This is a genomic window from Thiothrix subterranea (assembly GCF_016772315.1).
Taxonomy (GTDB): Bacteria; Pseudomonadota; Gammaproteobacteria; order Thiotrichales; family Thiotrichaceae; genus Thiothrix; species Thiothrix subterranea.
In genome coordinates this window covers 3161893-3183087 of record NZ_CP053482.1, presented here as the reverse complement: position 1 = coordinate 3183087, position 21195 = coordinate 3161893, and the positions used below count along the sequence as shown (strand labels likewise).

The 21195-nt window shown below is 51.0% G+C and carries 19 protein-coding genes, 1 other RNA gene and 1 CRISPR repeat array; of the genes, 4 read left to right on the top strand and 16 right to left on the bottom strand.

Annotation, left to right across the window (positions count from 1 at the left end):
• Positions 1 to 75: 75 nt before the first annotated feature.
• The 3 genes from HMY34_RS15730 to HMY34_RS15720 form a co-directional block, all read right to left on the bottom strand.
• Entirely contained in the window at positions 76 to 1290 is a 1215-nt protein-coding gene (locus HMY34_RS15730) for a tyrosine-type recombinase/integrase (RefSeq protein ID WP_202716391.1), read from the bottom strand.
• Between the two features lie 164 nt (positions 1291 to 1454).
• Positions 1455 to 1819: a transfer-messenger RNA gene (gene ssrA, locus HMY34_RS15725) on the bottom strand.
• Positions 1820 to 2232: 413 nt separating this feature from the next.
• Complete coding sequence (locus tag HMY34_RS15720; protein WP_202716390.1) at positions 2233 to 2928, bottom strand: c-type cytochrome; 696 nt, start codon at positions 2926 to 2928, stop codon at positions 2233 to 2235.
• A gap of 187 nt (positions 2929 to 3115) precedes the next feature.
• Here HMY34_RS15720 and HMY34_RS15715 point away from each other — a divergent pair, with 187 nt between their 5' ends.
• Complete coding sequence (locus HMY34_RS15715) at positions 3116 to 3562, top strand: hypothetical protein (RefSeq protein WP_202716389.1); 447 nt, start codon at positions 3116 to 3118, stop codon at positions 3560 to 3562.
• Here the strand turns inward: HMY34_RS15715 and mnmC1 are convergent.
• From mnmC1 to casA, 11 genes are all read right to left on the bottom strand, one after another.
• A complete protein-coding gene (gene mnmC1 / locus HMY34_RS15710; RefSeq protein WP_202716388.1) occupies positions 3559 to 5166 on the bottom strand; it encodes an FAD-dependent 5-carboxymethylaminomethyl-2-thiouridine(34) oxidoreductase MnmC1 in 1608 nt (535 codons plus the stop codon). The two genes, HMY34_RS15715 and mnmC1, sit on opposite strands and share 4 nt — an antisense overlap.
• Positions 5167 to 5280: 114 nt before the next feature.
• A complete protein-coding gene (locus HMY34_RS15705; protein ID WP_202716387.1) occupies positions 5281 to 5715 on the bottom strand; it encodes a DUF7282 domain-containing protein in 435 nt (144 codons plus the stop codon).
• Between the two features lie 158 nt (positions 5716 to 5873).
• Positions 5874 to 9442: a CRISPR direct-repeat array (repeat unit 29 nt; unit sequence CGGTTCATCCCCACAGACGCGGGGAACAC).
• Positions 9443 to 9514: 72 nt separating this feature from the next.
• Positions 9515 to 9682, bottom strand: coding sequence for a PIN domain-containing protein (locus tag HMY34_RS15700; RefSeq protein WP_202716386.1), 168 nt, complete (start codon positions 9680 to 9682; stop codon positions 9515 to 9517).
• A gap of 8 nt (positions 9683 to 9690) precedes the next feature.
• Complete coding sequence (locus HMY34_RS15695; protein WP_202716385.1) at positions 9691 to 9990, bottom strand: hypothetical protein; 300 nt, start codon at positions 9988 to 9990, stop codon at positions 9691 to 9693.
• 98 nt (positions 9991 to 10088) lie between these two features.
• Entirely contained in the window at positions 10089 to 10391 is a 303-nt protein-coding gene (gene cas2e / locus HMY34_RS15690; protein WP_202716384.1) for a type I-E CRISPR-associated endoribonuclease Cas2e, read from the bottom strand.
• Between the two features lies 1 nt (position 10392).
• A complete protein-coding gene (cas1e, locus tag HMY34_RS15685) occupies positions 10393 to 11319 on the bottom strand; it encodes a type I-E CRISPR-associated endonuclease Cas1e (RefSeq protein ID WP_202716383.1) in 927 nt (308 codons plus the stop codon).
• 2 nt (positions 11320 to 11321) lie between these two features.
• Entirely contained in the window at positions 11322 to 11921 is a 600-nt protein-coding gene (cas6e, locus tag HMY34_RS15680; protein WP_202716382.1) for a type I-E CRISPR-associated protein Cas6/Cse3/CasE, read from the bottom strand.
• On the bottom strand, positions 11908 to 12567 hold the full coding sequence (gene cas5e / locus HMY34_RS15675; protein WP_202716381.1) for a type I-E CRISPR-associated protein Cas5/CasD: 660 nt from the start codon (positions 12565 to 12567) through the stop codon (positions 11908 to 11910). The genes cas6e and cas5e overlap by 14 nt, the downstream gene beginning before the upstream one ends.
• Positions 12564 to 13844 carry a type I-E CRISPR-associated protein Cas7/Cse4/CasC gene (gene cas7e, locus HMY34_RS15670; protein WP_202716380.1) on the bottom strand — a complete coding sequence of 427 codons (1281 nt, stop codon included), beginning with the start codon at positions 13842 to 13844 and terminating at the stop codon, positions 12564 to 12566. The genes cas5e and cas7e overlap by 4 nt, the downstream gene beginning before the upstream one ends.
• Positions 13845 to 13849: 5 nt before the next feature.
• Entirely contained in the window at positions 13850 to 14290 is a 441-nt protein-coding gene (gene casB, locus HMY34_RS15665) for a type I-E CRISPR-associated protein Cse2/CasB (protein WP_202716379.1), read from the bottom strand.
• Positions 14287 to 15750 (bottom strand): type I-E CRISPR-associated protein Cse1/CasA, encoded by a 1464-nt coding sequence (gene casA / locus HMY34_RS15660; protein ID WP_202716378.1) that lies wholly within the window; start codon positions 15748 to 15750, stop codon positions 14287 to 14289. The genes casB and casA overlap by 4 nt, the downstream gene beginning before the upstream one ends.
• 258 nt (positions 15751 to 16008) lie before the next feature.
• Between casA and HMY34_RS15655 the strand changes: the two genes are divergently transcribed.
• Together HMY34_RS15655 and HMY34_RS15650 are read left to right on the top strand one after the other, a co-directional pair.
• On the top strand, positions 16009 to 16242 hold the full coding sequence (locus tag HMY34_RS15655) for an antitoxin (RefSeq protein ID WP_202716377.1): 234 nt from the start codon (positions 16009 to 16011) through the stop codon (positions 16240 to 16242).
• Positions 16239 to 16658: a type II toxin-antitoxin system VapC family toxin gene (locus HMY34_RS15650; RefSeq protein WP_202716376.1), complete on the top strand. Its 420-nt coding sequence runs from the start codon at positions 16239 to 16241 to the stop codon at positions 16656 to 16658. The genes HMY34_RS15655 and HMY34_RS15650 overlap by 4 nt, the downstream gene beginning before the upstream one ends.
• Here HMY34_RS15650 and cas3 read toward each other — a convergent pair.
• Positions 16655 to 19330 (bottom strand): CRISPR-associated helicase/endonuclease Cas3, encoded by a 2676-nt coding sequence (cas3, locus tag HMY34_RS15645; protein ID WP_202716375.1) that lies wholly within the window; start codon positions 19328 to 19330, stop codon positions 16655 to 16657. The genes HMY34_RS15650 and cas3 overlap by 4 nt on opposite strands.
• Positions 19331 to 19491: 161 nt before the next feature.
• Here cas3 and lepB point away from each other — a divergent pair, with 161 nt between their 5' ends.
• On the top strand, positions 19492 to 20400 hold the full coding sequence (lepB, locus tag HMY34_RS15640; RefSeq protein ID WP_202716374.1) for a signal peptidase I: 909 nt from the start codon (positions 19492 to 19494) through the stop codon (positions 20398 to 20400).
• Here lepB and HMY34_RS15635 read toward each other — a convergent pair.
• Positions 20397 to 21146 carry a hypothetical protein gene (locus HMY34_RS15635; protein WP_202716373.1) on the bottom strand — a complete coding sequence of 250 codons (750 nt, stop codon included), beginning with the start codon at positions 21144 to 21146 and terminating at the stop codon, positions 20397 to 20399. The genes lepB and HMY34_RS15635 overlap by 4 nt on opposite strands.
• Positions 21147 to 21195 lie beyond the last annotated feature (49 nt).

Here is a 21195-nt window from a genome sequence, read left to right as displayed (position 1 = left end):
AGCTAAACCTATGAAATACAGACATAAAAAAACCGCAACGTGTGCGGCTCTCTGTGGTGGTGTGCAGTAGCTTGGCTAACTGGTTGCCCGTCGTATCGGTATGACTTGCGCCCCATCTCGCAAACTGTCCAGATAATCAGCCCATTGCTGCATCATGGCGGTACGCTGGTCTAGGTGCTGTGATCGGTCGTAAGCCCTGCGAACCTCATTCCCTACCGTGTGGGCTAACTGCCGTTCAATGAGTTCTGAGTGAAAGCCCATCTCATACAACCGGGTACTGGCAAGCGCCCTAAATCCGTGCGCGGTCATGGTGTCGCTTTCATAGCCTAGCCGTACCAGTGCCGACCTCACTGTATTAGCGCTCATGGGTTTTTTGGTATCCGTGCGGGACGGGAACACATAGCGCCGTTTACCTGTTAGCGGTCGCATTTCTTCCAGCAAAGCTAATGCCTGTTTGCACAATGGCACTACATGCACACGCCCTGCCTTCATCTTTTCCGCTGGGATTGTCCAAACATCCCCTTCTATCTCTGCCCATTCCATTTGTCTGAGTTCGCCCGGTCGGGTGAACAGGTAAGCCGACAATTGCAAAGCTATACGGGTTTCAATAGCCCCACGGTAGCCAGCCATAGCCCGCAACAATGCCCCTATTTCCTTCGGGTCTGTGATCGCTGCAAAGTGGTTGCCTTTTGCGGGTGGCAGTGCGCCTTTCAGGTCTGCGGTTTGGTCACGTACCGCCCGACCTGTTGCCACGGCATAGCGGAACACCTGCCCTATGATGGTTTTCACCCTGTGGGCAGTTTCCAGCGTTCCAGCGGCTTCGATACGCCTTAGCACGGCTAAAATATCCGGTGGTTCAATTTCCCCAATGATGCGCCCGCCTATCCACGGGAAAACGTGACGTTCTAGCCGCCGTTTCTGCCGGTCGGTGTGTTCTGGTGCTTGATCTGCGGTGAACTTAACAAGCCATTCTGTCGCGATTGCCTGAAAGGTATTAGCCGCTTCTGCCAGCTTTGCGCCCTTGGTGGCTTGCTTGTGTTGTGATGGGTCAACACCACGCGCCCACAATGCCCGCGCCTCTTCGTGCAGTAACCGTGCATCCTTCAGGCTGATTTCTGGATAACTGCCAATGGCTAGAAGTTTCTCTTTTGGTAGCTTGTACTTGTAACGCCACAACTTAGACCCGTTGGGCTTAACCAGTAAGTACAACCCTCCCCCGTCGCTCAATTTGTATTCTTTGTCTTTGGGCTTGGCGTTCTTAACTGCGGTGTCGTTCAAGCTGCGTTTCATAAAAGGGGTATCGCTTTTCTGAGTTTGGAAGATACCCCCCAAGATACCCCCAAAAGTGTGCGATGTCATGACACTGGATAAGACGCCATGCAACAAAAAACCCCTTACAGATTGCCGCCTGTAAGGGGTTTTAATACTTCATGAGACTGCATGAAACAGTAAATTGGTGGAGGCGGCGGGAATTGAACCCGCGTCCGCAAACCCTCCATCTGAAGGCTACTACATGTTTAGTCAGTCGTTTATTTAACCCGATTGCCGCCAACTGACAGGCTGCTCACAGGCTGTCCCAATACTGTTTAGTGGTTTGGCCTTGGGCGAGCCTCCCGCACGATCTTATGATTGGATGATGCCTGAATATTCGTACTGCATAAGCACAGTAGCGATCAGACAGCTAACTACCGGTTATTAAGCGGCGAGAGCGTAAGAGTCGTCGTTTGCGACTATTGTTTGTGACTAGGATTTAAGTGGTCACCACACCCACTACATGCTCCCCAGACTTTGTGATCCACGTCGAAGCCAAGTCGCCCCCGGAATCCTGCAAAAGTTGCTGGACTCACGATTATACGGCTTGATACAGCAAGTGTCATGCAGTTCCGTAAGATCGCACCGATTTAGCTGATCAACGGTGAAAAAGAGAGGAGAAGATACACCTACCTTGACCACAAAACAGGCAATTATTAAGCGTTTATTAATTAAGCTGGTGCTAAACTATTCCGCACTAATGGAGAGAAGTGATTCACCTATCACTGCACGGGCACAGGGAAATTAATCAATAAAAACAATCGGAGGTATCGTTATGGATATTGAATATAAATTTATCTTGATACTAATCTCAGTGGCAATGATCAATCTAATGACGGCATATCACCTCATTTAGGCATCACGCCACCCATAAAAAAAGCCCCGTAATGGGGCTTTTTTTATGGCAAAGCAAATAAGCGCTTACTTTGCTTGGGCAACCATCCAATCAACGGCTGCTTTCACTTCTGCATCAGCCAGTGCTGGGTTGCCGCCTTTTGCTGGCATCGCACCTTTACCATTCAAAGAAGAGGTGTACAAAGCGTCCATACCGGTTGCGATACGTGGCGCCCATGCCGCTTTATCACCCAACTTAGGTGAACCAGCAATCCCCATGTCATGGCAACTGAAGCACAGACCTTTGTAAACTTTTTCGCCGTCAACCGCGCCAGCCGCTGCTACTGCGCCTGCTGCCGCTTCAGTGGTCGCATCCGCCGCTTTAGCAGCAGTATCGCCCACGGCTTGAGCCGCATCGCCTACTGCCTGCGTGGTAGCATCCGCCGCTTTAGTAGCGGTATCGCCCACGGCTTTAGCTGCATCACCCACTGCTTGCGTGGTGGAATCAGCCGCTTGTGCAACCGCATCACCGGCAGCTTTAGCCGCATCGGTCATCGCCGTCATTGGGTTAGGCATCACGGCTGGGTCAGCCGCTGCTACTGCTGGGGTAGCGGCTGGTGCAGGTTCTGCGGCGGGCGCTGCGGGTTGAGCAACTTGTTCAGCAGGCTTTTGCTCAGCAGCAGGTGCTTCCGCTTTCGGCGCTTCTTCTTTTTTCTCGCCGCAGCCGCTCAGAACGCCCAGCGCTAAGAACAAAGCAGAAATACTAACGGTAATTTTTTTCATGACTAACTATCTCCTGGATGTGTCCTATCGGACTTTGAATTACATTATTGTGGAAGGAATATCAATGGGCAGGCATCGTAATAGACGCCTATAACGATGTCAATTAAGTACACTCAAAAACGCTTTCTGGCTTGAGTATCGCGTGCCAGCGAATTATGCTCATGAATTTTTGGCGCACGACTTACACATGCCTACTAAAGACCCGATTACTGCCATTGGCGCACTGGCTTCGCTTATGCTGATTGCTGGAGGAGTCATGCTTTATTTGACACCTGCCGCGCAAGCGCCTCAAGAACAAACCCTGACGTTAACCAGCCCATTCAAAGAATTGGAAGCTCCCCCCAAGCCAGCACCCGAACCGGCAGTCGCGGCGGAGCCATCCACCGAATCCCCCTTCAGCGCACCCGAACTGACACCGGAGGAATTGGCAAAGCTGACCCCAGACGAACGCACCCGCTACGACAAGATGCGCGAATCCCTGCAACACGTGGTGCAACAAGTACAAGCCTTGGAGCAAGAAAATACCCGCCTGCAACAAACCCTCACCCAAGGCAACGCCAGCAATCAAGCGCTCGACACTGAAATCGACAAATTGCGCCCTCCGCAACACGTCGCCCAGCCTGCCGAACCCTAACCGCGCTTAAGCTGACGAATCAGAAACCGGGCCGGATGCAAATGGCGATACAACGTCGCCTGCATCGGCAACGGTTCCCCCGTCAGCAAAGCCGCCAGCAACTCCGCACACAAACCGCTGGTGGTAAGCCCACGCGAACCAAAACCCGCCGCTATCCACACACTCGGCTGATAATGCGCCAGTGGAAACGGCTGGTTTGCGCGACCATGCCGCAATTCGGCGTAGGCTTGCTGGAAAAATGCGACATCCGGCAGCGCCCCCACCACCGGATAGCGATCCGGCGTTGTCATGCGAATCGCCGCGTGGCTGGTTTGCACCGTGCCAAGTGAGGCGGCAAAAGCGGGCAGGTATTGCGCCAATTGCTGGTGATTCACGGTATCGGCGGCGGCATCCAGCCTAGGTTCGCGCCTATTACGCACAAACGTTGCCCCGAAAATGTGTTGCCCCGCCAGCGCTGGGGTTAAATAGCCTTCGTGTCCTAGCGTTGTCTTCAGTTGCTGGCTAAACGCCGAAGCGGTCGCCGCGCTGGTTTGCCCCAATACCGGCATAAAGGGCAGAAACTGACTCGCGGCAAACCGATCCGCCTCGCGTCCACTGGCAATAATCGTCACACCATCCATCGGCAAAACGCTCGCATCTGTCAGCGTGCGCACTTCAATATTGGGGTGCGCCACCAACGCCGCACACAAACTGGCAGGATTCAGCCAACCTGCTTGCGGGAAATAACTCGCGCCACTCGGTAACGGAATCCCCGCTACGGCGGAAGCCTCTGCCTGATCGAGAATCTGGATGAAATCGGCAGGCAACTCACGCACCCGAAGCGCTTGCTGACGCGCCGCTTCACGCGGTTCGTGTGCCAGTTGCAACGCGCCGCATTGCGCCCAGTCGATCGCCTGCCCCGCTGCTTGCAGTTGGCGAATTTGCTGCACGGCAAACAAGAACGCTTGGCGGTAAAAGGTTTCGCCCCAACCAGCTTCTGCTGTCATTTTCGGGGTTAGCACGCCCGCACGGTTGCCGGATGCTTCCATCGCAAGGCGGGTGTGGCGTTCGTACAAGGTGACTTCCCAGCCGCGTTTTGCCAGCGCGTGCGCGATTTGGCAACCTGCGATGCCGCCGCCGATGACGTTGGCGTGTGTCACGGGGGAAGGTGCTGGCAAGGCATACCAGGGTTCCAGCGCAGGGATGAGGTGTTCAGGCGAATACCAGACATCGACGCGGGCGACGAGTTCGGAGAGGGCGGTTGGCAGAGCCATGAAGCACAGGGTAAGGGTGAGGTGGCCTTGGGCAAACGTCAGGCGGTGGAATCCGTCGAGCAGCGGGGGATAGTGAGCGATGAGTTCAGCGGCAAAGGGTTGCAATTCCGGGTAATTTGCCAATAACTCACGCAAGGTCGCGGGTTGAAGGGGGTGCGGTTCGATGGCAATGAAATGCAGGCGGGCGCAACGCTGCGGGTCGGCTTGCCATGCTTGCCAAGTGGTGAGGAAGTCTACGCCCGTGCCGAAGCGGGGGGCGGCGATGGTGAATTGGGATTTGCCCCGCCAACGCTGCGGGAGTTGGTTATCTTGCAGGCGTTGTTCGCTGGCGGTGGTGGGTAATTCTTGCATAGCGGCAATGTTATAGCGGTTAAGGTTTGGATTGCTGCATTATGCACAAGAATGGCAAGCTTGACCGCAGTATTGGCGGGGTAAGCAGCCCCGCCAACGCTGAAAGCAATAGGATTATTCGGCGTTAATGACGGTCATGACCAGTTTGCCATCAACTTTCACCGGGCCATCCTCCTTGGCTCCAAGCGTGTATTCAAATATGCCCGTTTTCATGCCACCCTCTTCACCGTGCAGCATGAACATCAACTTGTCGCCTTTTGCGACTCGCTCGGTCAGGATTGCGCTCACTTCGTTGTTTTCACCTTTTTTCAAGGGAGCATACGCAATGACGGGGCCGGGCTTCATCTCAGCATCAGTACGGTGCACGACCAGCCAGCCATTCGCCGCTGCCATGATTTTGTCAGCCGTTACCGTGCCGCCGGATGTATCCTGATCTTTGGCGGAAACCGACAGATCGCCCATGTCCATTTTTTCTTGCTCCGCAGCGAAGGCAACACCAGAAGCCGCCAGCGCGGTGGTAAAAGCAAAAGCGATAAACTTCGTATTCATCTTCATTCTCCACCTATTGTGATTGAAATTGGGAAACAGGGAGTCAAGCGCGGCATTCACATACCTGCAACTTGCTCATCACAGAAGGATACGTAAGTGCGAAGGAATTGGATTTTATTGCCTTGTGGTTTGGCGGTTTAACAATCTGGTAAGGACAACGGCTCATCCCAACAGACGCGGGGAACACTAGCACAGGCTGATTTAATCTTTCGGTGCAACTCGGTTCATCCCCACAGACGCGGGGAACACGAAACCCGTTACCCCGGCAGGCAGCGTTATTACGGTTCATCCCCACAGACGCGGGGAACACTTTTCTCCCGGTCAAGAATTTAAGGCAATTGACGGTTCATCCCCACAGACGCGGGGAACACTTTTTTACAAGACCCATCTTGTCGTATGTCAGCGGTTCATCCCCACAGACGCGGGGAACACTTTTCTCCCGGTCAAGAATTTAAGGCAATTGACGGTTCATCCCCACAGACGCGGGGAACACTTGGTGTCATTCCCACAACCTCAGCAGTTTCACGGTTCATCCCCACAGACGCGGGGAACACTGTGCGGTTAATGGCGGTTGCGAGGTAGCTTTCGGTTCATCCCCACAGACGCGGGGAACACGCATAGGCGTATGCTCCAGCAAGACTAAGAGCCGGTTCATCCCCACAGACGCGGGGAACACTTCATGCACGAAATCGAGACGGAAATACGAGCCGGTTCATCCCCACAGACGCGGGGAACACACAATAGTGCTGGCAATGCAGGAACTCGCCACCGGTTCATCCCCACAGACGCGGGGAACACTATTTCATTTGAGCGCGGGCAGCAATCAACAACGGTTCATCCCCACAGACGCGGGGAACACCGCAAATACACCTTGCTCATCATCGGATCAGCCGGTTCATCCCCACAGACGCGGGGAACACATACAGCGTTTGCCGACTGAGTACATTTGTGTCGGTTCATCCCCACAGACGCGGGGAACACATCTCACCACCTATGCCCCAGTCGACCTGCGCCGGTTCATCCCCACAGACGCGGGGAACACTCAGCGTCGCAGTTAATTATTGGGGCAATTATCGGTTCATCCCCACAGACGCGGGGAACACGGGTTTTTTTGGCGTTTCGCTTCGCAAAAGTGCGGTTCATCCCCACAGACGCGGGGAACACTGGAAAACAACCTGACTGCCATCGCCTCCAAGCGGTTCATCCCCACAGACGCGGGGAACACTTCCCGCCACAGGTTGGGCATTTCCCCACCGACGGTTCATCCCCACAGACGCGGGGAACACCAGTTCATCACATCCCCAGAAATTGACAAGGGCGGTTCATCCCCACAGACGCGGGGAACACCACATCATCGAAACCAACCGTTATCCAATCAGCGGTTCATCCCCACAGACGCGGGGAACACCCCAAACTAGCCAATGACCGTCTGGTAGACGGCGGTTCATCCCCACAGACGCGGGGAACACATTTCCCGACCGTCGGCGGTGCGGCTGCCTGACGGTTCATCCCCACAGACGCGGGGAACACTTTCATTTGTCACCTACCGGTACGGCTGAAACCGGTTCATCCCCACAGACGCGGGGAACACACCAGCAGGTTCATCATCATCTATGGCATAAACGGTTCATCCCCACAGACGCGGGGAACACATTTGTTTGTGACGGGTGAGCGTAAATGGACACGGTTCATCCCCACAGACGCGGGGAACACCCTTTCTGGAGCAAGTGCGCTCATCCGGCGTACGGTTCATCCCCACAGACGCGGGGAACACAACACCGTATGAGATGGATGGTGTCACTGAGGCGGTTCATCCCCACAGACGCGGGGAACACTAACCATACAGACGTTTACACGGTTTACACGGCGGTTCATCCCCACAGACGCGGGGAACACATAGTAAGCCAACCACTCTTAAGCTAACCTCTCGGTTCATCCCCACAGACGCGGGGAACACGCCCAAACCCTCATTAGCGGAAATCTAAAAGGCGGTTCATCCCCACAGACGCGGGGAACACTTTTAAGCGCTCGTTGCATCGAGCCAGTTTAACGGTTCATCCCCACAGACGCGGGGAACACGGGTTTTAAGATGTGGCGCTACGCACCAGAACCGGTTCATCCCCACAGACGCGGGGAACACGGCAATAGTGGCATTCTTTCGCGGTCTGCTGCCGGTTCATCCCCACAGACGCGGGGAACACCAGGTCGGCTTCAGCGCGTTGCTGTACCAGTGCGGTTCATCCCCACAGACGCGGGGAACACCCCGTTGGCATTACGATAGTTTGGGCGTTGGCCGGTTCATCCCCACAGACGCGGGGAACACTTGGCGGTGTCTTTACCGATCAAAGCTATACCCGGTTCATCCCCACAGACGCGGGGAACACCGGGCTACCGCTGGTTGTCACCATGTAATTTTCGGTTCATCCCCACAGACGCGGGGAACACGGCGACACCCACACGATCAGGCAGTGCCACGACGGTTCATCCCCACAGACGCGGGGAACACTTAGTGACAATTATTCGGTAAGCACTAAGACGCGGTTCATCCCCACAGACGCGGGGAACACCGAACGTCGCCCGTTAGACCTGATGGATGTGGCGGTTCATCCCCACAGACGCGGGGAACACGTGATGATGAATGTCCAGCGGGGTATAGGGTGCGGTTCATCCCCACAGACGCGGGGAACACGGGTATCCAGCCGAAGCCGTTCCACCACAGCCCCGGTTCATCCCCACAGACGCGGGGAACACTCCACATCTTTCTAGCTGCGAATTGAATCATGCGGTTCATCCCCACAGACGCGGGGAACACCATTGCTGAAAATGGCAGACATAGCCACCATGCGGTTCATCCCCACAGACGCGGGGAACACAATGTCGGGAAGTGTTGTGGTGGGAATGAAGCCGGTTCATCCCCACAGACGCGGGGAACACCGGCATCAGCGGAATAGTGCGCTATCCGTGCGCGGTTCATCCCCACAGACGCGGGGAACACCTCACCAATACCGACATACCGCTGAGCAAGGTCGGTTCATCCCCACAGACGCGGGGAACACGCCGCAGCAAGGCGCATCCTGCGTCTCTGTTGCGGTTCATCCCCACAGACGCGGGGAACACCGTAGCATTCAGCGGTATATCGCTCTCACTGCCGGTTCATCCCCACAGACGCGGGGAACACCGCAGATGTGGTTGTTGGATGGCGGCAAACGTCGGTTCATCCCCACAGACGCGGGGAACACCCGTTGTTTACATTGCACGGACGTAGTGCCAACGGTTCATCCCCACAGACGCGGGGAACACTGCGGTACTCAGGCGCACCCAGCGGGTTCATGCGGTTCATCCCCACAGACGCGGGGAACACATCAGGCTGTTGCAGTGCTGCCATTAGAACACCGGTTCATCCCCACAGACGCGGGGAACACTTTTTCGATCATTTCGTTAAGACGTAAAAAGTCGGTTCATCCCCACAGACGCGGGGAACACTGCCGACAACAGCTTTGCATCATCTTCGCGGGCGGTTCATCCCCACAGACGCGGGGAACACTTCTACATGCGCCCCGAAAACAATCCTATAGCCGGTTCATCCCCACAGACGCGGGGAACACTTGCAATCACGCTGTTCATGCTGCCACCTCAACGGTTCATCCCCACAGACGCGGGGAACACCCTAGGGCGTAGTCGGCTGATATTCCGGTTATCGGTTCATCCCCACAGACGCGGGGAACACACCATTTCTATTTCATTGATTCACAAAACAAAAAATGGACTTCTCAATTCTACCGATTTTAACGCTCACTTTTCACCCACCCTGAAACAGCAAATTAGTGAAGGGATGGCTATTTTTCCACCGATATGCATTAAAATCACGCTGATCAGTCGAAAGAATTCTGCCATGCCCCAATTCCTCTGCCAAAATTACCAAAGAAGCATCAGCCAAATCCATCGACAAATCAGCATACTTCCCCATTAGCGCATCTATCCGCGCAAAATGCTGGTAGCCAACCGCGAATGTTCCTTCAACCCTTGATACAAGTATTCTTTGTAATTGACGGACAAATCCTCTGCCCCTTCACCGCTACCGATAAAATCACTGTCTAGCAACGCCTTCATCTTGCCACCTTCGTGAGACTTTTTCTCTTGCAGCAAACGAGCCGCAACCACAAGCGAATACTTGACCGTATCAGCAATAGAAGAACCACCCAATTCCTTACGCAGAAAATGCAAACTGGCGAGAGTATCGTCGTCCAGTAGCGTATTGACCCTAAGCTGTTCCATCACTTCACTCCCAATAACTATGTTCCATCAGTTTACACCGAATTCCCATTCGCAGGCATAGAGCGCGACATCCCAAGACCTGCGGTCAATCTCAATTGTTAAAGAGCATTTTCACCCGCCTCAGGGAAAAAAGACACCAGCCGCAAACCATCCATATCCACCGGAAGTCGCCGATTTTTGCCCACTGTCTGAAAATCAAAACCCGACTCGGTATTGGTCGCCCACGCCATCACGATATTGCCCTCATCGCACAGCTCGGTGCATTGCTGCCAAATCATCTCCCGCACCCGCCGCGACACCTCGCCGACGTACACCCCCGCCCGCACCTGCAACAACCAAATCGCCAACCGCCCCCGCAAACGCGGAGGCACATTTTCCGTCACAACCACCACCATCGACATATCACTTACTCCTATGCCCCGCCTCGCCAATCGACTCAGCAGGCGGAATCGCAGGCGGCACGGACTCCGGCGGCATTTCCGGCGGTTGAATCTCGCCTGCTGCCAAAATCTCCTCAATCATCGGGATAATCTTCGCCAGCGTATTCTGCGCCCGAAACGCATCCCGACACGCCAGCCGCACCTCACGATCCGGGTTGTGCGGATTCTTCGCCGCAATCTTAAACGCAATCGGCACGACGGTATCAAACTTGAACACATCCGCAATGTCATACACAAACGACAGCGGTTTCCCCCAATGGATAAACCCAATCGCAGGCGCATACCCCGCCGCCAACACCGCCGCCTCGGTAATCCCGTACAAACACGCCGTCGCCGCACTCATGCACCGGTTCGGCACATCGCTCAAATCCCAATTATCCGTATCATAATTGCGCCGTTTCCACTCCACCCCGTATTTTTTCGCCAGCAACTCATACGTCTTGCGCACCCGCGCCCCCTCGATCCCGCGCAACTGCTCCACACTACGCTTCGCTGGAGCCGCCTCACCGAAACGAATCTCGTACATTTTGCGCACGACTTTCAGGCGCAACTCATCATCCAACGCCAACTTCGCCTGATACAGCAAGCGATCCGAACGCGCCCCGCCAGGTTGCCCCGACGAATACACCCGCACCCCAGCCTCGCCCACCCACACCAACAACGTTCCCACTTCCGCCGCCAGCTTCACCGCCGCATGAGAAACCCGCGTCCCCGGTTCGAGCATAATGCACGCAATCGACCCCACCGGAATGTGGGTACGCACCTCATTCTCCTGAATCAGCACAAAGGCGTTATCTTTCACATCAATCTGCCCGTATTGCAGAAAGATCATCGACACGCGGTCTTTCATCATCAGCGGTTTAAGCGGGAGGTAAGGGGTGTCAGCCATGATTACGCCCTCCGAATTAACATAAGACCACAGCCGAAGGCTTTGGCAGCACCAACACCACTGGATAACATCACATTCAATGATTCAGGATGCTGAACTTGAAAAACACCTTCAAATGTCGTCATAACAATCTTTCCGGGCTTATTCCCTTTACGGAAATAAACAGGGGGATGATCCTGTATTCCTACAGAATCCACATCCACCAATACATTCTCGCTCAACTTACGTCCTAACCATGCCCGTTGCTGCTCCCTTTTGAGCAACGGCACACGAATTTTGCGCTCAGGATCAACCTCATCGCGGATAGTTTTAGTGACATTCGCCGTTAGCAAAAAATGTAACCGTTGCCCTTCATGAAATTGTGGCTCAAAACGCTTTTTTGCCAGCACTTTAGCCTTATCTGACTCAGGCATTGGCTCAAGAGTGGAATACATCAGCACACTTGCCCCCTCGACCAAATGCATCCGCTCAACCCGAAACAAGAAAGGGGACGGTGTATTTTCTTGTCGTTCAATACCCGGAAACAATGTCCATAATGCCCGATGCCACTCCCAAGCATTATCCAGTCGTCCCGGTTTCAACAACACTTTACTCAGGAACATGTGCAGACTCCTTACCGGGCAGTTGGTAAATATAAAGCTGCCGGGATGCAAATTGACGCTTTCTCGCATACAACGGCACATCCCGCATTCTCATTGGCGTAGAGGTTTCTTGCGGCTTGGTTTCGCTATAAACCGTTCCTGCAACAGGCTCAATCATGGAAAAAGCATTTCTAAAATCAATCGCGTCCAAGGTATCTTCATACAATGGACGTGACAGAACACAGGAACGCCTACCTAAAAACGGGCTATAAACAGGCTTTTTCACCGCTTGTTCTAAACGATCCCGTGTTATTGCTGCATTGGATTGAATCTCCAACAAAACGGTAAACATTGCATCGCACAAGTATTCACGTCGTGAAACAACAGGGTATTCATTTGCCTTACCACTGACTTTGCGGGCATCCATAACCGTATGAAAGTCCATAATACGTTGCGGCACAGTATCCGCACGCAAAGCCACTCTCACACTCGCAGCTAATGCTTCAAGCTGCTCTATGTCATCACGATCAATCCCCAAACAAGCAGCCAATAAACCCAACACCCCACTGCGGGTTGGTATCAATTCGGTGTGGCGTAAATCCTCATAGGTATGTCCGCCCCACGCCTGCATGACACCTTGCAGCTTCAATGCAAGGTATTGGTTCATGCGGCTGCTCCATTGGCATTGCTGGCAACCCAGTTTTCAAGCTCAGGTAAAGCAGCAAAGGTCAGCAAGTCGCCTGACTCATCTTTTGCACCCACTTGGAATACAGCCACTTTTTCATCTAAGCCATAGCCAACATGAATACCCCGCCAGTAATCTTTCAAACACTTGATAGACGGAGCAAGAAAACCACCCTGATCTTTGACAGGCTTTTCAAACGCATTAGCAAGGGATACGGGAATATCGCTGAAGCTAACCAATACATAATCTGCCAGATTGAACGGTGCTGTACTCTGGTTTTTAGCACTCGGCACAACGGTCGCCAACATGTGTAATACATATTTGGCAATCTCCAAGGCACGCTCCCGCGCAACACCGCCAAGATTTTTCTGCAATTGAGCAATATTCAAACTAGCATAGCGGTAGAAAACACCCGAACTGAACTCTTGGGTATTCAAGTGACCCGCTCCAACTTCACCCGCATCAGACACCAAATCATCCACCGCAGTAAACCAATCAATATCAGCATCAACCGCGTGGGTTGTAATGGCATGTGCCACCGCCATTGCACCATCCATATTGGTCATCAAACCAGAGGTTGCCATGCGTCCCGACAAGGCAATATCTACGGCTTGACCACAGGCTTTTAACAAAGTATTTGCCTGCTCTTTTACGACCTTTTCTGTTTTCTTTAACAAAAAACCATCCTTAATATCTTCATCAGACTTCTTGGGGTTCTTCTTTGTTGGCTTTCTGCTTCTTTCTTTCTCTAACAGCTTACTTAATGACTCCTCTTCTTTATCGGATAGTGGTGCTTCAAAAGTTTCTTTCACTAATTTATAAAAAACCTTAAACTCAGAAATAGACCAAGGTGCTACAGCAATTTTCTTTTTATCAGATGCAGATGAATCCTGTTCATCTTCAGTCTCTTCTGCATCATTTTCAGTCGTATCTTCGGTAGTAGTGCTATTATTACTGACAAACGCAAATACTGCCTTCTCTATCCAGTATTTATCAAAATCAGCGCTATCTTTGAGCAACTCTGTTGATAGATTTTCCACAAGTAAATTCAACTGCCGTGTTCTAATAGATTTTTCAGGAAGATGAGTCTTATAGTATGGACTTGTTCTCATAGTGCGTTTTAAGCTTTGGCTTGAAATGCGCACCCGCCGCACACCACCAAAAATAGCAGACTTCTGCATATTCATATCATCACGATTTAAACAAGATGGACTATGAGAAATCAGAACATGAAAGTTAATGAAATTTTTGTTGTTCATAAGTTTCAACTCTTTTTAGGCAATGGAAGATTTATAAAATAATTTTCTAACAACTGGCGCTTAGATTGATCACCCCAAAAATACAAGAATTTCCCAAAATCTTGCCAATCAACTACAGGCTCAATTTGTTGAACCAAACGGCGTAACTGTATTAGATCATTGGGTTCATCAGAACGAATAACTTGAAACAAACGCTGTTCATTCACAACACCGGCTAGTTGCTTACCTAACGATGTTGAACCAGCAGCATGTTTAACCCAAGGCAATAAATAAACAATACGCTGCCAACGTTTATCAGGTTTAACTCCCACTAACAAACGGTAAAATGCAGGCTCTAAAAGTAAATCATCTGGTGAACGTATCCGCCTTAATTCGGCTTGCTGTGCCTTACTTAACTCAGCATAGCGTTGTGCCACACTGACAAAATCTATGCTTAACTCACTCATGCTGACTCTCCTTTGAGTTTGCTAAATTCTTTCCCAAGCGTTAGCTTGGCGATTGCTAATGCCTTGATCATCTTCGGCTCATGGCTGTAGGGTTGTGTAACCTGAGCGAATATACTCCAACTCAAGCAAATCAATTTATTTCTTAATGATTGAATATACTGAGCAGCATCTGCCCAATCTACTTCTCTCAGTGCTTGATGAATCAAAAACTCTGACTGGTGATAGAATATAGTCTCCGCCTGCTCATGAACACCTTCAGCACCCGATGCCTTAACAAACCCATATAATTTGTTACGCAACAAATTCTTGATTTCATAGGCACTATTTACCAAGGCAGTAATTTGCGCTCCATTTTTATCCCATCCAGCCTTTAAAGGAAAAACATCGTGCCGCCGTTGCAAAATAGCGGCTTGCTTATTGCGGTAGCCTCCCACAATCAACTGATTTGATGCGACCATTTCATGAAATTGTCGTACTACTGCTGCCGGATAATGCCCCTCCTTTTGATCATCAGTACTGACCACAAAATGATTGAGCTGTGTCCATGCCGGTGCAGTCGTTGTGAAAGATCGGTATTTTTGTACTTTGCTTTTCAAGTCTACAACTCTGGGGGAATGTGGGTGAATCCAGTCACCGATCATCTCATAAACAAACTTCTCTTTCTTGAAGCTAACGACCCGCCCATCTTCAACGGGCATACCATAAAATTCACACGCCCCAGCACTGTCTTCAAACTCCAATTCAATATGGGCAGGCTGCCAGAAAAGCCCACACAACAAACCGATTTCATGTGCGTAGATAGTTGATTTAGCCTTAATCGGTTCAACCCAAACTGGCTTATCCTGAAGCTTAAGTACTTCATAATCAGGCATCAACGTCAGAACACTTTGCTTATGCAACACATTGAACCAAATACTATGTCGCAACTTATCACCCGCCATTAGAGTAGTAATCGGTGCTCCTCCACGAAAACCACCTTTGAATCCACCGCCAAAACTAGGGCTATTCATTGCTTGATTAAACAACACAATCGTTGCCGCTGATTCACTGATGGACTGAATATCACCTGCATCATTGAAAAACGCATGATTGTTACCTTCCGGTAGACCGACAAATAACTTCTGGATAGGGGTTGTCTCTTTTGAACTAACACCCCTTATCTGCATAAATGGCGTTTCGGGATGGCGCAAATCAAACCAATCTTTATAATTCTCAATACCTTGCTCGTACTCGGCTTCAGCAAGGGGTGTCCTTATCCGCTGCTTCCAAGCCTTAACGTCTTCTGGCAGGAACAAAACCTGCGTCAGACATATCAGCAACTGCAAGCAAGCCAGTTCCATATCATCACGCGACAGTGCTATTTCATAAGGCTCGTCACTGCACAGCACCGATTGCAAGGTAACAAGCTGCGTCTTTGAGTTTTGTTGCGTTGGTATCCACGCATCCGTCAGTAAATTCATGTTTTAACTCCCGTGAAGCAACGTTGAGCAAAAGACTAACGCCCATTTTAAAAAATTGCAAGAGTGTAATTTGTATGATTAAATTCATTTGTTCCCCGCGTCTGAGGGGATGAACCGAGTGTTATTTGCATACAAATCAATCACTCAAAGGTGTTCCCCTGCTGTAGTGGGGGTGAAGGCAAGTGCAACAAGTGTACTTGCCTTCTTTTCAAAATATGTTAATGTATAAACATTATTGTATATACAGGAGTTATCAAAATGGCGATAACACGAGTCTTTCAAAGCGGCAACTCCCAAGCAGTGCGCATTCCACGGGAATTCCAAATAGACGCAGCAGAGGTCGAAATCTTCCGCCGTGGCGATGAACTTATTTTGCGCAAAAAACAGGACAACCTTCTGGATGTTCTGGATATTTTTGCGGCCATGCCTGCTGATTTCATGGAAGACAGTCGTAATGACCCGCCGCCACAGGAGAGGAACTTCGACGCATGAATGCACGCTACATGATGGATACAGACACTTGTATCTACTTGAAAAACCGCCGACCACCGGAAATTGCTGAACGCTTCCGTATCCTGCAACGGGGAGAAGTGGTGATGTCCATGATTACCTATGGTGAGTTGTATAATGGCGCGATGAAAAGCCGCGAGTCCGAAGCGGCGCTGAAAAATCTGCAACTGTTGAGCGAACGCTTGCCCATTCAGCCCATGTCTGTTGAAGTCGCCAAGAACTACGGCATCATCAGAAGTACACTGGAAAAGCAAGGCAACAAAATCGGGGGCAATGACCTCTGGATTGCTGCACACGCCCTGACTATGAACCTGATCATCATCACCAACAATACGGGTGAGTTTGAACGTGTTCCCGGTTTGCAGGTAGAAAACTGGCTGGAAACCCCGTTGCATTAACGTTGCTCCATCGTCAAGCCAGTATCGGCGGTATAACTGAATCTAGCCTTGTCAGTCACACATTCCCAACGCCCTTCAGAAGCTGCCAACATCACCAGCCAGATGACCCCTTCTTTTTCACTGGGCAATCCCTGCTTTTTCCATGAAGCAGGGGCTGGAATCGTATTCAGCATGACCTCCTCTGCCCTCTGCCACTCCTCCAAAGCACTTATCAGCCGGGTATTCCCCAAAAAACATTGATCTGCTGAGGTTTCAACAACAGGAATAATGTTCAAGCTCATTTCACCATCACGAGTTAGTAAGCTAACGTTACTATCATCGTCATCCCAAACCGCATGAACATCTGTGATCAGATTCGCTTTTAAATAACTGGCGTAGTCTTCTTTCCAAAACCGTTCATACTCAGAGACAATAGCCCCTGGCTCATCCTCCCATGCTTCTTCTTGGTAAACAGCCTCAATCATGGGGCGATACACCAAAGGAAACACCATGATTGGGTTATCACGAACCTTACGCTCCGTGCGCCATAAAACTCGTGAGTTTGGTGCGTTTTTATTGCCGTAAATCAGCTTGTGTAATTCGTACTGTTGATTCTGCGGTAATAGCACTGTGCATTGAGGCTGTTCAAACCCCTCAAGCCTTACACGCTCATGTCGATGCAAACGCCCCAAGCGTTGGAACAACAAATCTATTGGGCAAAGCTGGGTAATCATCCAGTCAAAATCCAGATCAAGACTTTGCTCAACCACTTGGGTAGCAACCAGAACCCCACCCTGCTTACGCTTCTCACCCTTGCCATAAGCATCCAACACCGTTTGCTCCTTCGTTTGCCGATCTCTGAAACGGAACCGTGAATGAAACAAATCGACAGGCAATGAGGTTTTCCCTGATAAACTGATCTTTAATGCTTGTGCATCAGCCACTAAATTGCAGATAACCACCACGTTTGCCCCTGTTTCAGCGGCGGCAACAATACGCTGTTGTAAGATGTCATCGGGTAGCATATCAGCGGCTTCATCCCAACTTACCTGAACCTCCCGCACTGGCAATTGGGCAAGCCGTTGTTTTTCTGAATCGGGTAGCGTAAAGCATTCAGGCTTTACAACACCAACACAGGTAATCATTGGGTATTCATCTTGCGGTGAAAACACATCAGCTTGACCGCCCCACGCGGCGACCAATGCCTCACGTTGTTGTAAGGGCAAAGTAGCCGATAATAGAATAACACTGCCCTGCATAGCTCTTTGTTGCTTCAATACCTTATTCAATAACCCATACATGTAGCTGTCATAGGCATGAACTTCGTCAATAATCAGTACACTTTTTCCCAAACCGAAGCTACGCACAAAACGGTGTTTGACCGGCAAAACCGACACTAATACCTGATCGACCGTACAGACACCCATCTGGCCAAGAAAAGCCCGCTTCCTACTTTGACCCAACCAACGGGCACAATGCACACTGGCTTCCAATTCGTTTTGCTCATCTTGTGGTGTGTGCCTTGATGCCCCCCGTTTTAAATCAATAAAGCGCGGATTAAAACCTGCTTTCCCATGTGCCAGCACCATGTCAGTTTGTTCAAATAACCTATCTGCCACTTCAAGTAAACGGTCTAACATCGCATTTGCTGTTGCCTGCGTTGGCAAGGCAAACACAATGCTTTCTGCCATACCTTCAGCCAGCAAATAACTGGCGTAAGCAAGTGCCGCTTCCGTTTTTCCTGAACCTGTGGGTGCTTCAATCAGTGTCAGACCCTGCTGGATAGGTAATACATCCACCAGTGTTTGCACCTGCTGGGGTGTTTTAAATTGAGAAAAAACCTCTGCCATGCCACCAACAGTTACAACCTTGACTAACAAACCGCTCTCTTCCAATAATGTGCGAGCTATCGGCACACGCTTGTTGAAGTAATCTGCTGGTTTTTCATCAGTCGATTGATAACCAAATCGTATTTCACCATCCCGGTTATGCGTTGTTGAACCTAGCCAATCACAGACTGAACAAAATCCGGCGAGAAACAACACATCACAGACGGGTGGTTGATCCGAAATAGATAACCCAGCAGGCTTCAGGAATAAGGCTTCAATCTCAGTAATGAACTCAAGTCGGGCTTGTTTATCATGCGCCAAAATAGCGGGAGAAACGCCCCAAGGCTCATCTTGCCCATTAAAATTAGTTGGCTCTTTGCCATGATGCCCAGCAACGGCTTGAATCCACGGTTGCCATGCCTCCCAAAGCTTTTCACCCTCCATCTCATCCCAGAAATTTGCTGGGGGCTTCCATTGCAAACGTTCAGCAAGATCGTGATATGCCCAAAAATGTGCATATTCACCATGCCAATAATTCCTTGAAATATTAGCGGATGGCAAAGGTAATGCAGACTCTGCACACAAATCTTTGAGCAAATCGGGTACTTTAAGCTGGAAACGAATATCGAATTTTCCAAGATCATGGAGTGCGACAAAAAACTTTAACCACGCCACCACGTGCTGCTCATCAGATTGCGCAATAGTGCTAAAACGTCGTCGAATGACAGAACTTGAATCTAGCCATACAGCAGCCACTGCCGCCACATCCAACGAATGATACGGCAACAAATGCCATTGCGCCCCCGCCTCATCCTGCCCCGGCTTCGCCTTACCCCAATACCGAAAATACGGCTTAACATCCATTCTTCAGCCCCATAACTTGCAAAAATAGCCCTAACAAACCGATTATTAACGCTAAACACCCGACATTCAACAAAAATTAACCACCCGTCACCGTCCAGCCAAAAATCCCCAATCCCCCGCCAAAACCATCTACACTCCACCCAACAAAACAGGAATCCCCCATGCAAACCCCCTACAAACTCCGCAAACCCCTCCTCGCCGCACTCTTATCCCTGCTATTACCCGGCTTAGGGCAGCTTTATAACGGCGAATGGCACAAAACCGTCTGGTTATTGCTAGGTTTCGGGCTGCTAAGTGTGTTGGGGATTGTGGTCATCGGGCTATACCTGCCCATCAGTTGGACACTGCCCGCGCTCATCATCGGGGTATTTTCGCTCCTAATACTCTGGCTTTACAGCATTACACAGGCTTTCCGCAGCGCTCGCCGTCAGCGTGAATACACCCTCAAAAGCTGGCAAAGCGCAGGCGTATACAGCTTGGTTTGGGTGGTATGCAGCCTAATCGCCCTGCCCCTGCTCAGTGATTACGTGCAACAACACCGCGTCGAAGCCTTCCTTGTCCCCTCCAACAGCATGAATCCCACTGTGCTGAAATACGATCTATTGTTTGCCGACAAACGCTACAACCGCATCGGCGCAGTTCACCCCGTGCAACGCGGCGACATTGCCATTTTCATCTACCCCGACAGCCGCAATACCTATTTCATCAAACGGATTATCGGACTACCGGGGGATAAGGTGAAAATCAAAGGCGCGGATGTTGCCATCAACGGCAAATCCCTGCGTCACAGCACCATAACCGGCGCACACGGTTTACTCGTCACCGAAACCAGCGGTGAACGCACGTGGCAAGTTTTCTGGAATAATCAACAGGCGCAACTGCCCCAAACGGATATAACAGTGCCGCACGGGGAAGTGTTCGTGATGGGGGATAATCGCACGGATAGCAACGATTCACGCTTTTTTGGCACAGTCCCCTTGCAGGATGTGGTCGGCAAAGCGCGGCAAATCTGGTTTTCAGCCGAAGGTAACACGATACGCTGGGAACGCATCGGCACAGCGCTTCATTAAAACGGCATAAAGGACTTAAACATATTCATAAACGGGCTGACCGTCGCAGCGGCTTCCCCCATCGGCGCAGCAGCTTGCGCCAATGTGCCAACTTTCTGGTTCATTTGCGCCACATTGCCGCTCATATAGGCGACATTATTATTCATGTAATACATGGACTGGTTCATCGACTGGGTGCTGTACGCCATCGTTTGCGTATCGGCTGCCATCGTGCCGATGTGACCGTTCATGGTGTTGATATTGCCCGACATCGTGATCATGGATGTTTGCATACTGCTCATGATGTACATCATATAGCCACCTGCCGCCCCCGCTACCACGATCATCGGCACTAGCCAGACTTGGCGTTTGGTTTTGGTCGCTGCCAAGGTTTGCTGCGCGTGCTGTAACTCGTGCATTTTGGCTTCGAGTTGTTGCTCACGTTCGTTGAATTCGTGGTGTAAGCGTTTGAAAGCGTGTTCCAAACGTTCATTTACCCCATCGACCGCTGGCGGGTGTTCAAGCGCTGGCTTGGCTTGCACCCACCAAGGCACTAAACGTTCCAACAGATTGGGGGTAACAGAAATCAAGGCTTTGGAAGTGGATTTTTTTACCCGCGTCGCCGCACGTACCCGTTTCGGGCTAGGTTTCAGCACCGTGTCATGGCGTTTCACAATGCGCAGTGCGATGGCTTTGCCCGTCCCTTCCACTTGTGCAGATTTTATTTCAGGGATGGCATTGCCGAAGACGTCCAGTCCAACGTTCACGTGGTGAGCCGGTTTGCTCTTGGTGTTAGTATGTTTCATGCCACAAGTA

Bases quoted from the DNA above. Each gene is read 5' to 3' on its own strand.
- HMY34_RS15730 (WP_202716391.1), bottom strand. From the start codon at position 1,290: ATGAAACGCAGCTTGAACGACACCGCAGTTAAGAACGCCAAGCCCAAA.
- HMY34_RS15720 (WP_202716390.1), bottom strand. From the start codon at position 2,928: ATGAAAAAAATTACCGTTAGTATTTCTGCTTTGTTCTTAGCGCTGGGC.
- HMY34_RS15715 (WP_202716389.1), top strand. From the start codon at position 3,116: ATGCCTACTAAAGACCCGATTACTGCCATTGGCGCACTGGCTTCGCTT.
- mnmC1 (WP_202716388.1), bottom strand. From the start codon at position 5,166: ATGCAAGAATTACCCACCACCGCCAGCGAACAACGCCTGCAAGATAAC.
- HMY34_RS15705 (WP_202716387.1), bottom strand. From the start codon at position 5,715: ATGAATACGAAGTTTATCGCTTTTGCTTTTACCACCGCGCTGGCGGCT.
- HMY34_RS15700 (WP_202716386.1), bottom strand. From the start codon at position 9,682: ATGGGGAAGTATGCTGATTTGTCGATGGATTTGGCTGATGCTTCTTTG.
- HMY34_RS15695 (WP_202716385.1), bottom strand. From the start codon at position 9,990: ATGGAACAGCTTAGGGTCAATACGCTACTGGACGACGATACTCTCGCC.
- cas2e (WP_202716384.1), bottom strand. From the start codon at position 10,391: ATGTCGATGGTGGTGGTTGTGACGGAAAATGTGCCTCCGCGTTTGCGG.
- cas1e (WP_202716383.1), bottom strand. From the start codon at position 11,319: ATGGCTGACACCCCTTACCTCCCGCTTAAACCGCTGATGATGAAAGAC.
- cas6e (WP_202716382.1), bottom strand. From the start codon at position 11,921: ATGTTCCTGAGTAAAGTGTTGTTGAAACCGGGACGACTGGATAATGCT.
- cas5e (WP_202716381.1), bottom strand. From the start codon at position 12,567: ATGAACCAATACCTTGCATTGAAGCTGCAAGGTGTCATGCAGGCGTGG.
- cas7e (WP_202716380.1), bottom strand. From the start codon at position 13,844: ATGAACAACAAAAATTTCATTAACTTTCATGTTCTGATTTCTCATAGT.
- casB (WP_202716379.1), bottom strand. From the start codon at position 14,290: ATGAGTGAGTTAAGCATAGATTTTGTCAGTGTGGCACAACGCTATGCT.
- casA (WP_202716378.1), bottom strand. From the start codon at position 15,750: ATGAATTTACTGACGGATGCGTGGATACCAACGCAACAAAACTCAAAG.
- HMY34_RS15655 (WP_202716377.1), top strand. From the start codon at position 16,009: ATGGCGATAACACGAGTCTTTCAAAGCGGCAACTCCCAAGCAGTGCGC.
- HMY34_RS15650 (WP_202716376.1), top strand. From the start codon at position 16,239: ATGAATGCACGCTACATGATGGATACAGACACTTGTATCTACTTGAAA.
- cas3 (WP_202716375.1), bottom strand. From the start codon at position 19,330: ATGGATGTTAAGCCGTATTTTCGGTATTGGGGTAAGGCGAAGCCGGGG.
- lepB (WP_202716374.1), top strand. From the start codon at position 19,492: ATGCAAACCCCCTACAAACTCCGCAAACCCCTCCTCGCCGCACTCTTA.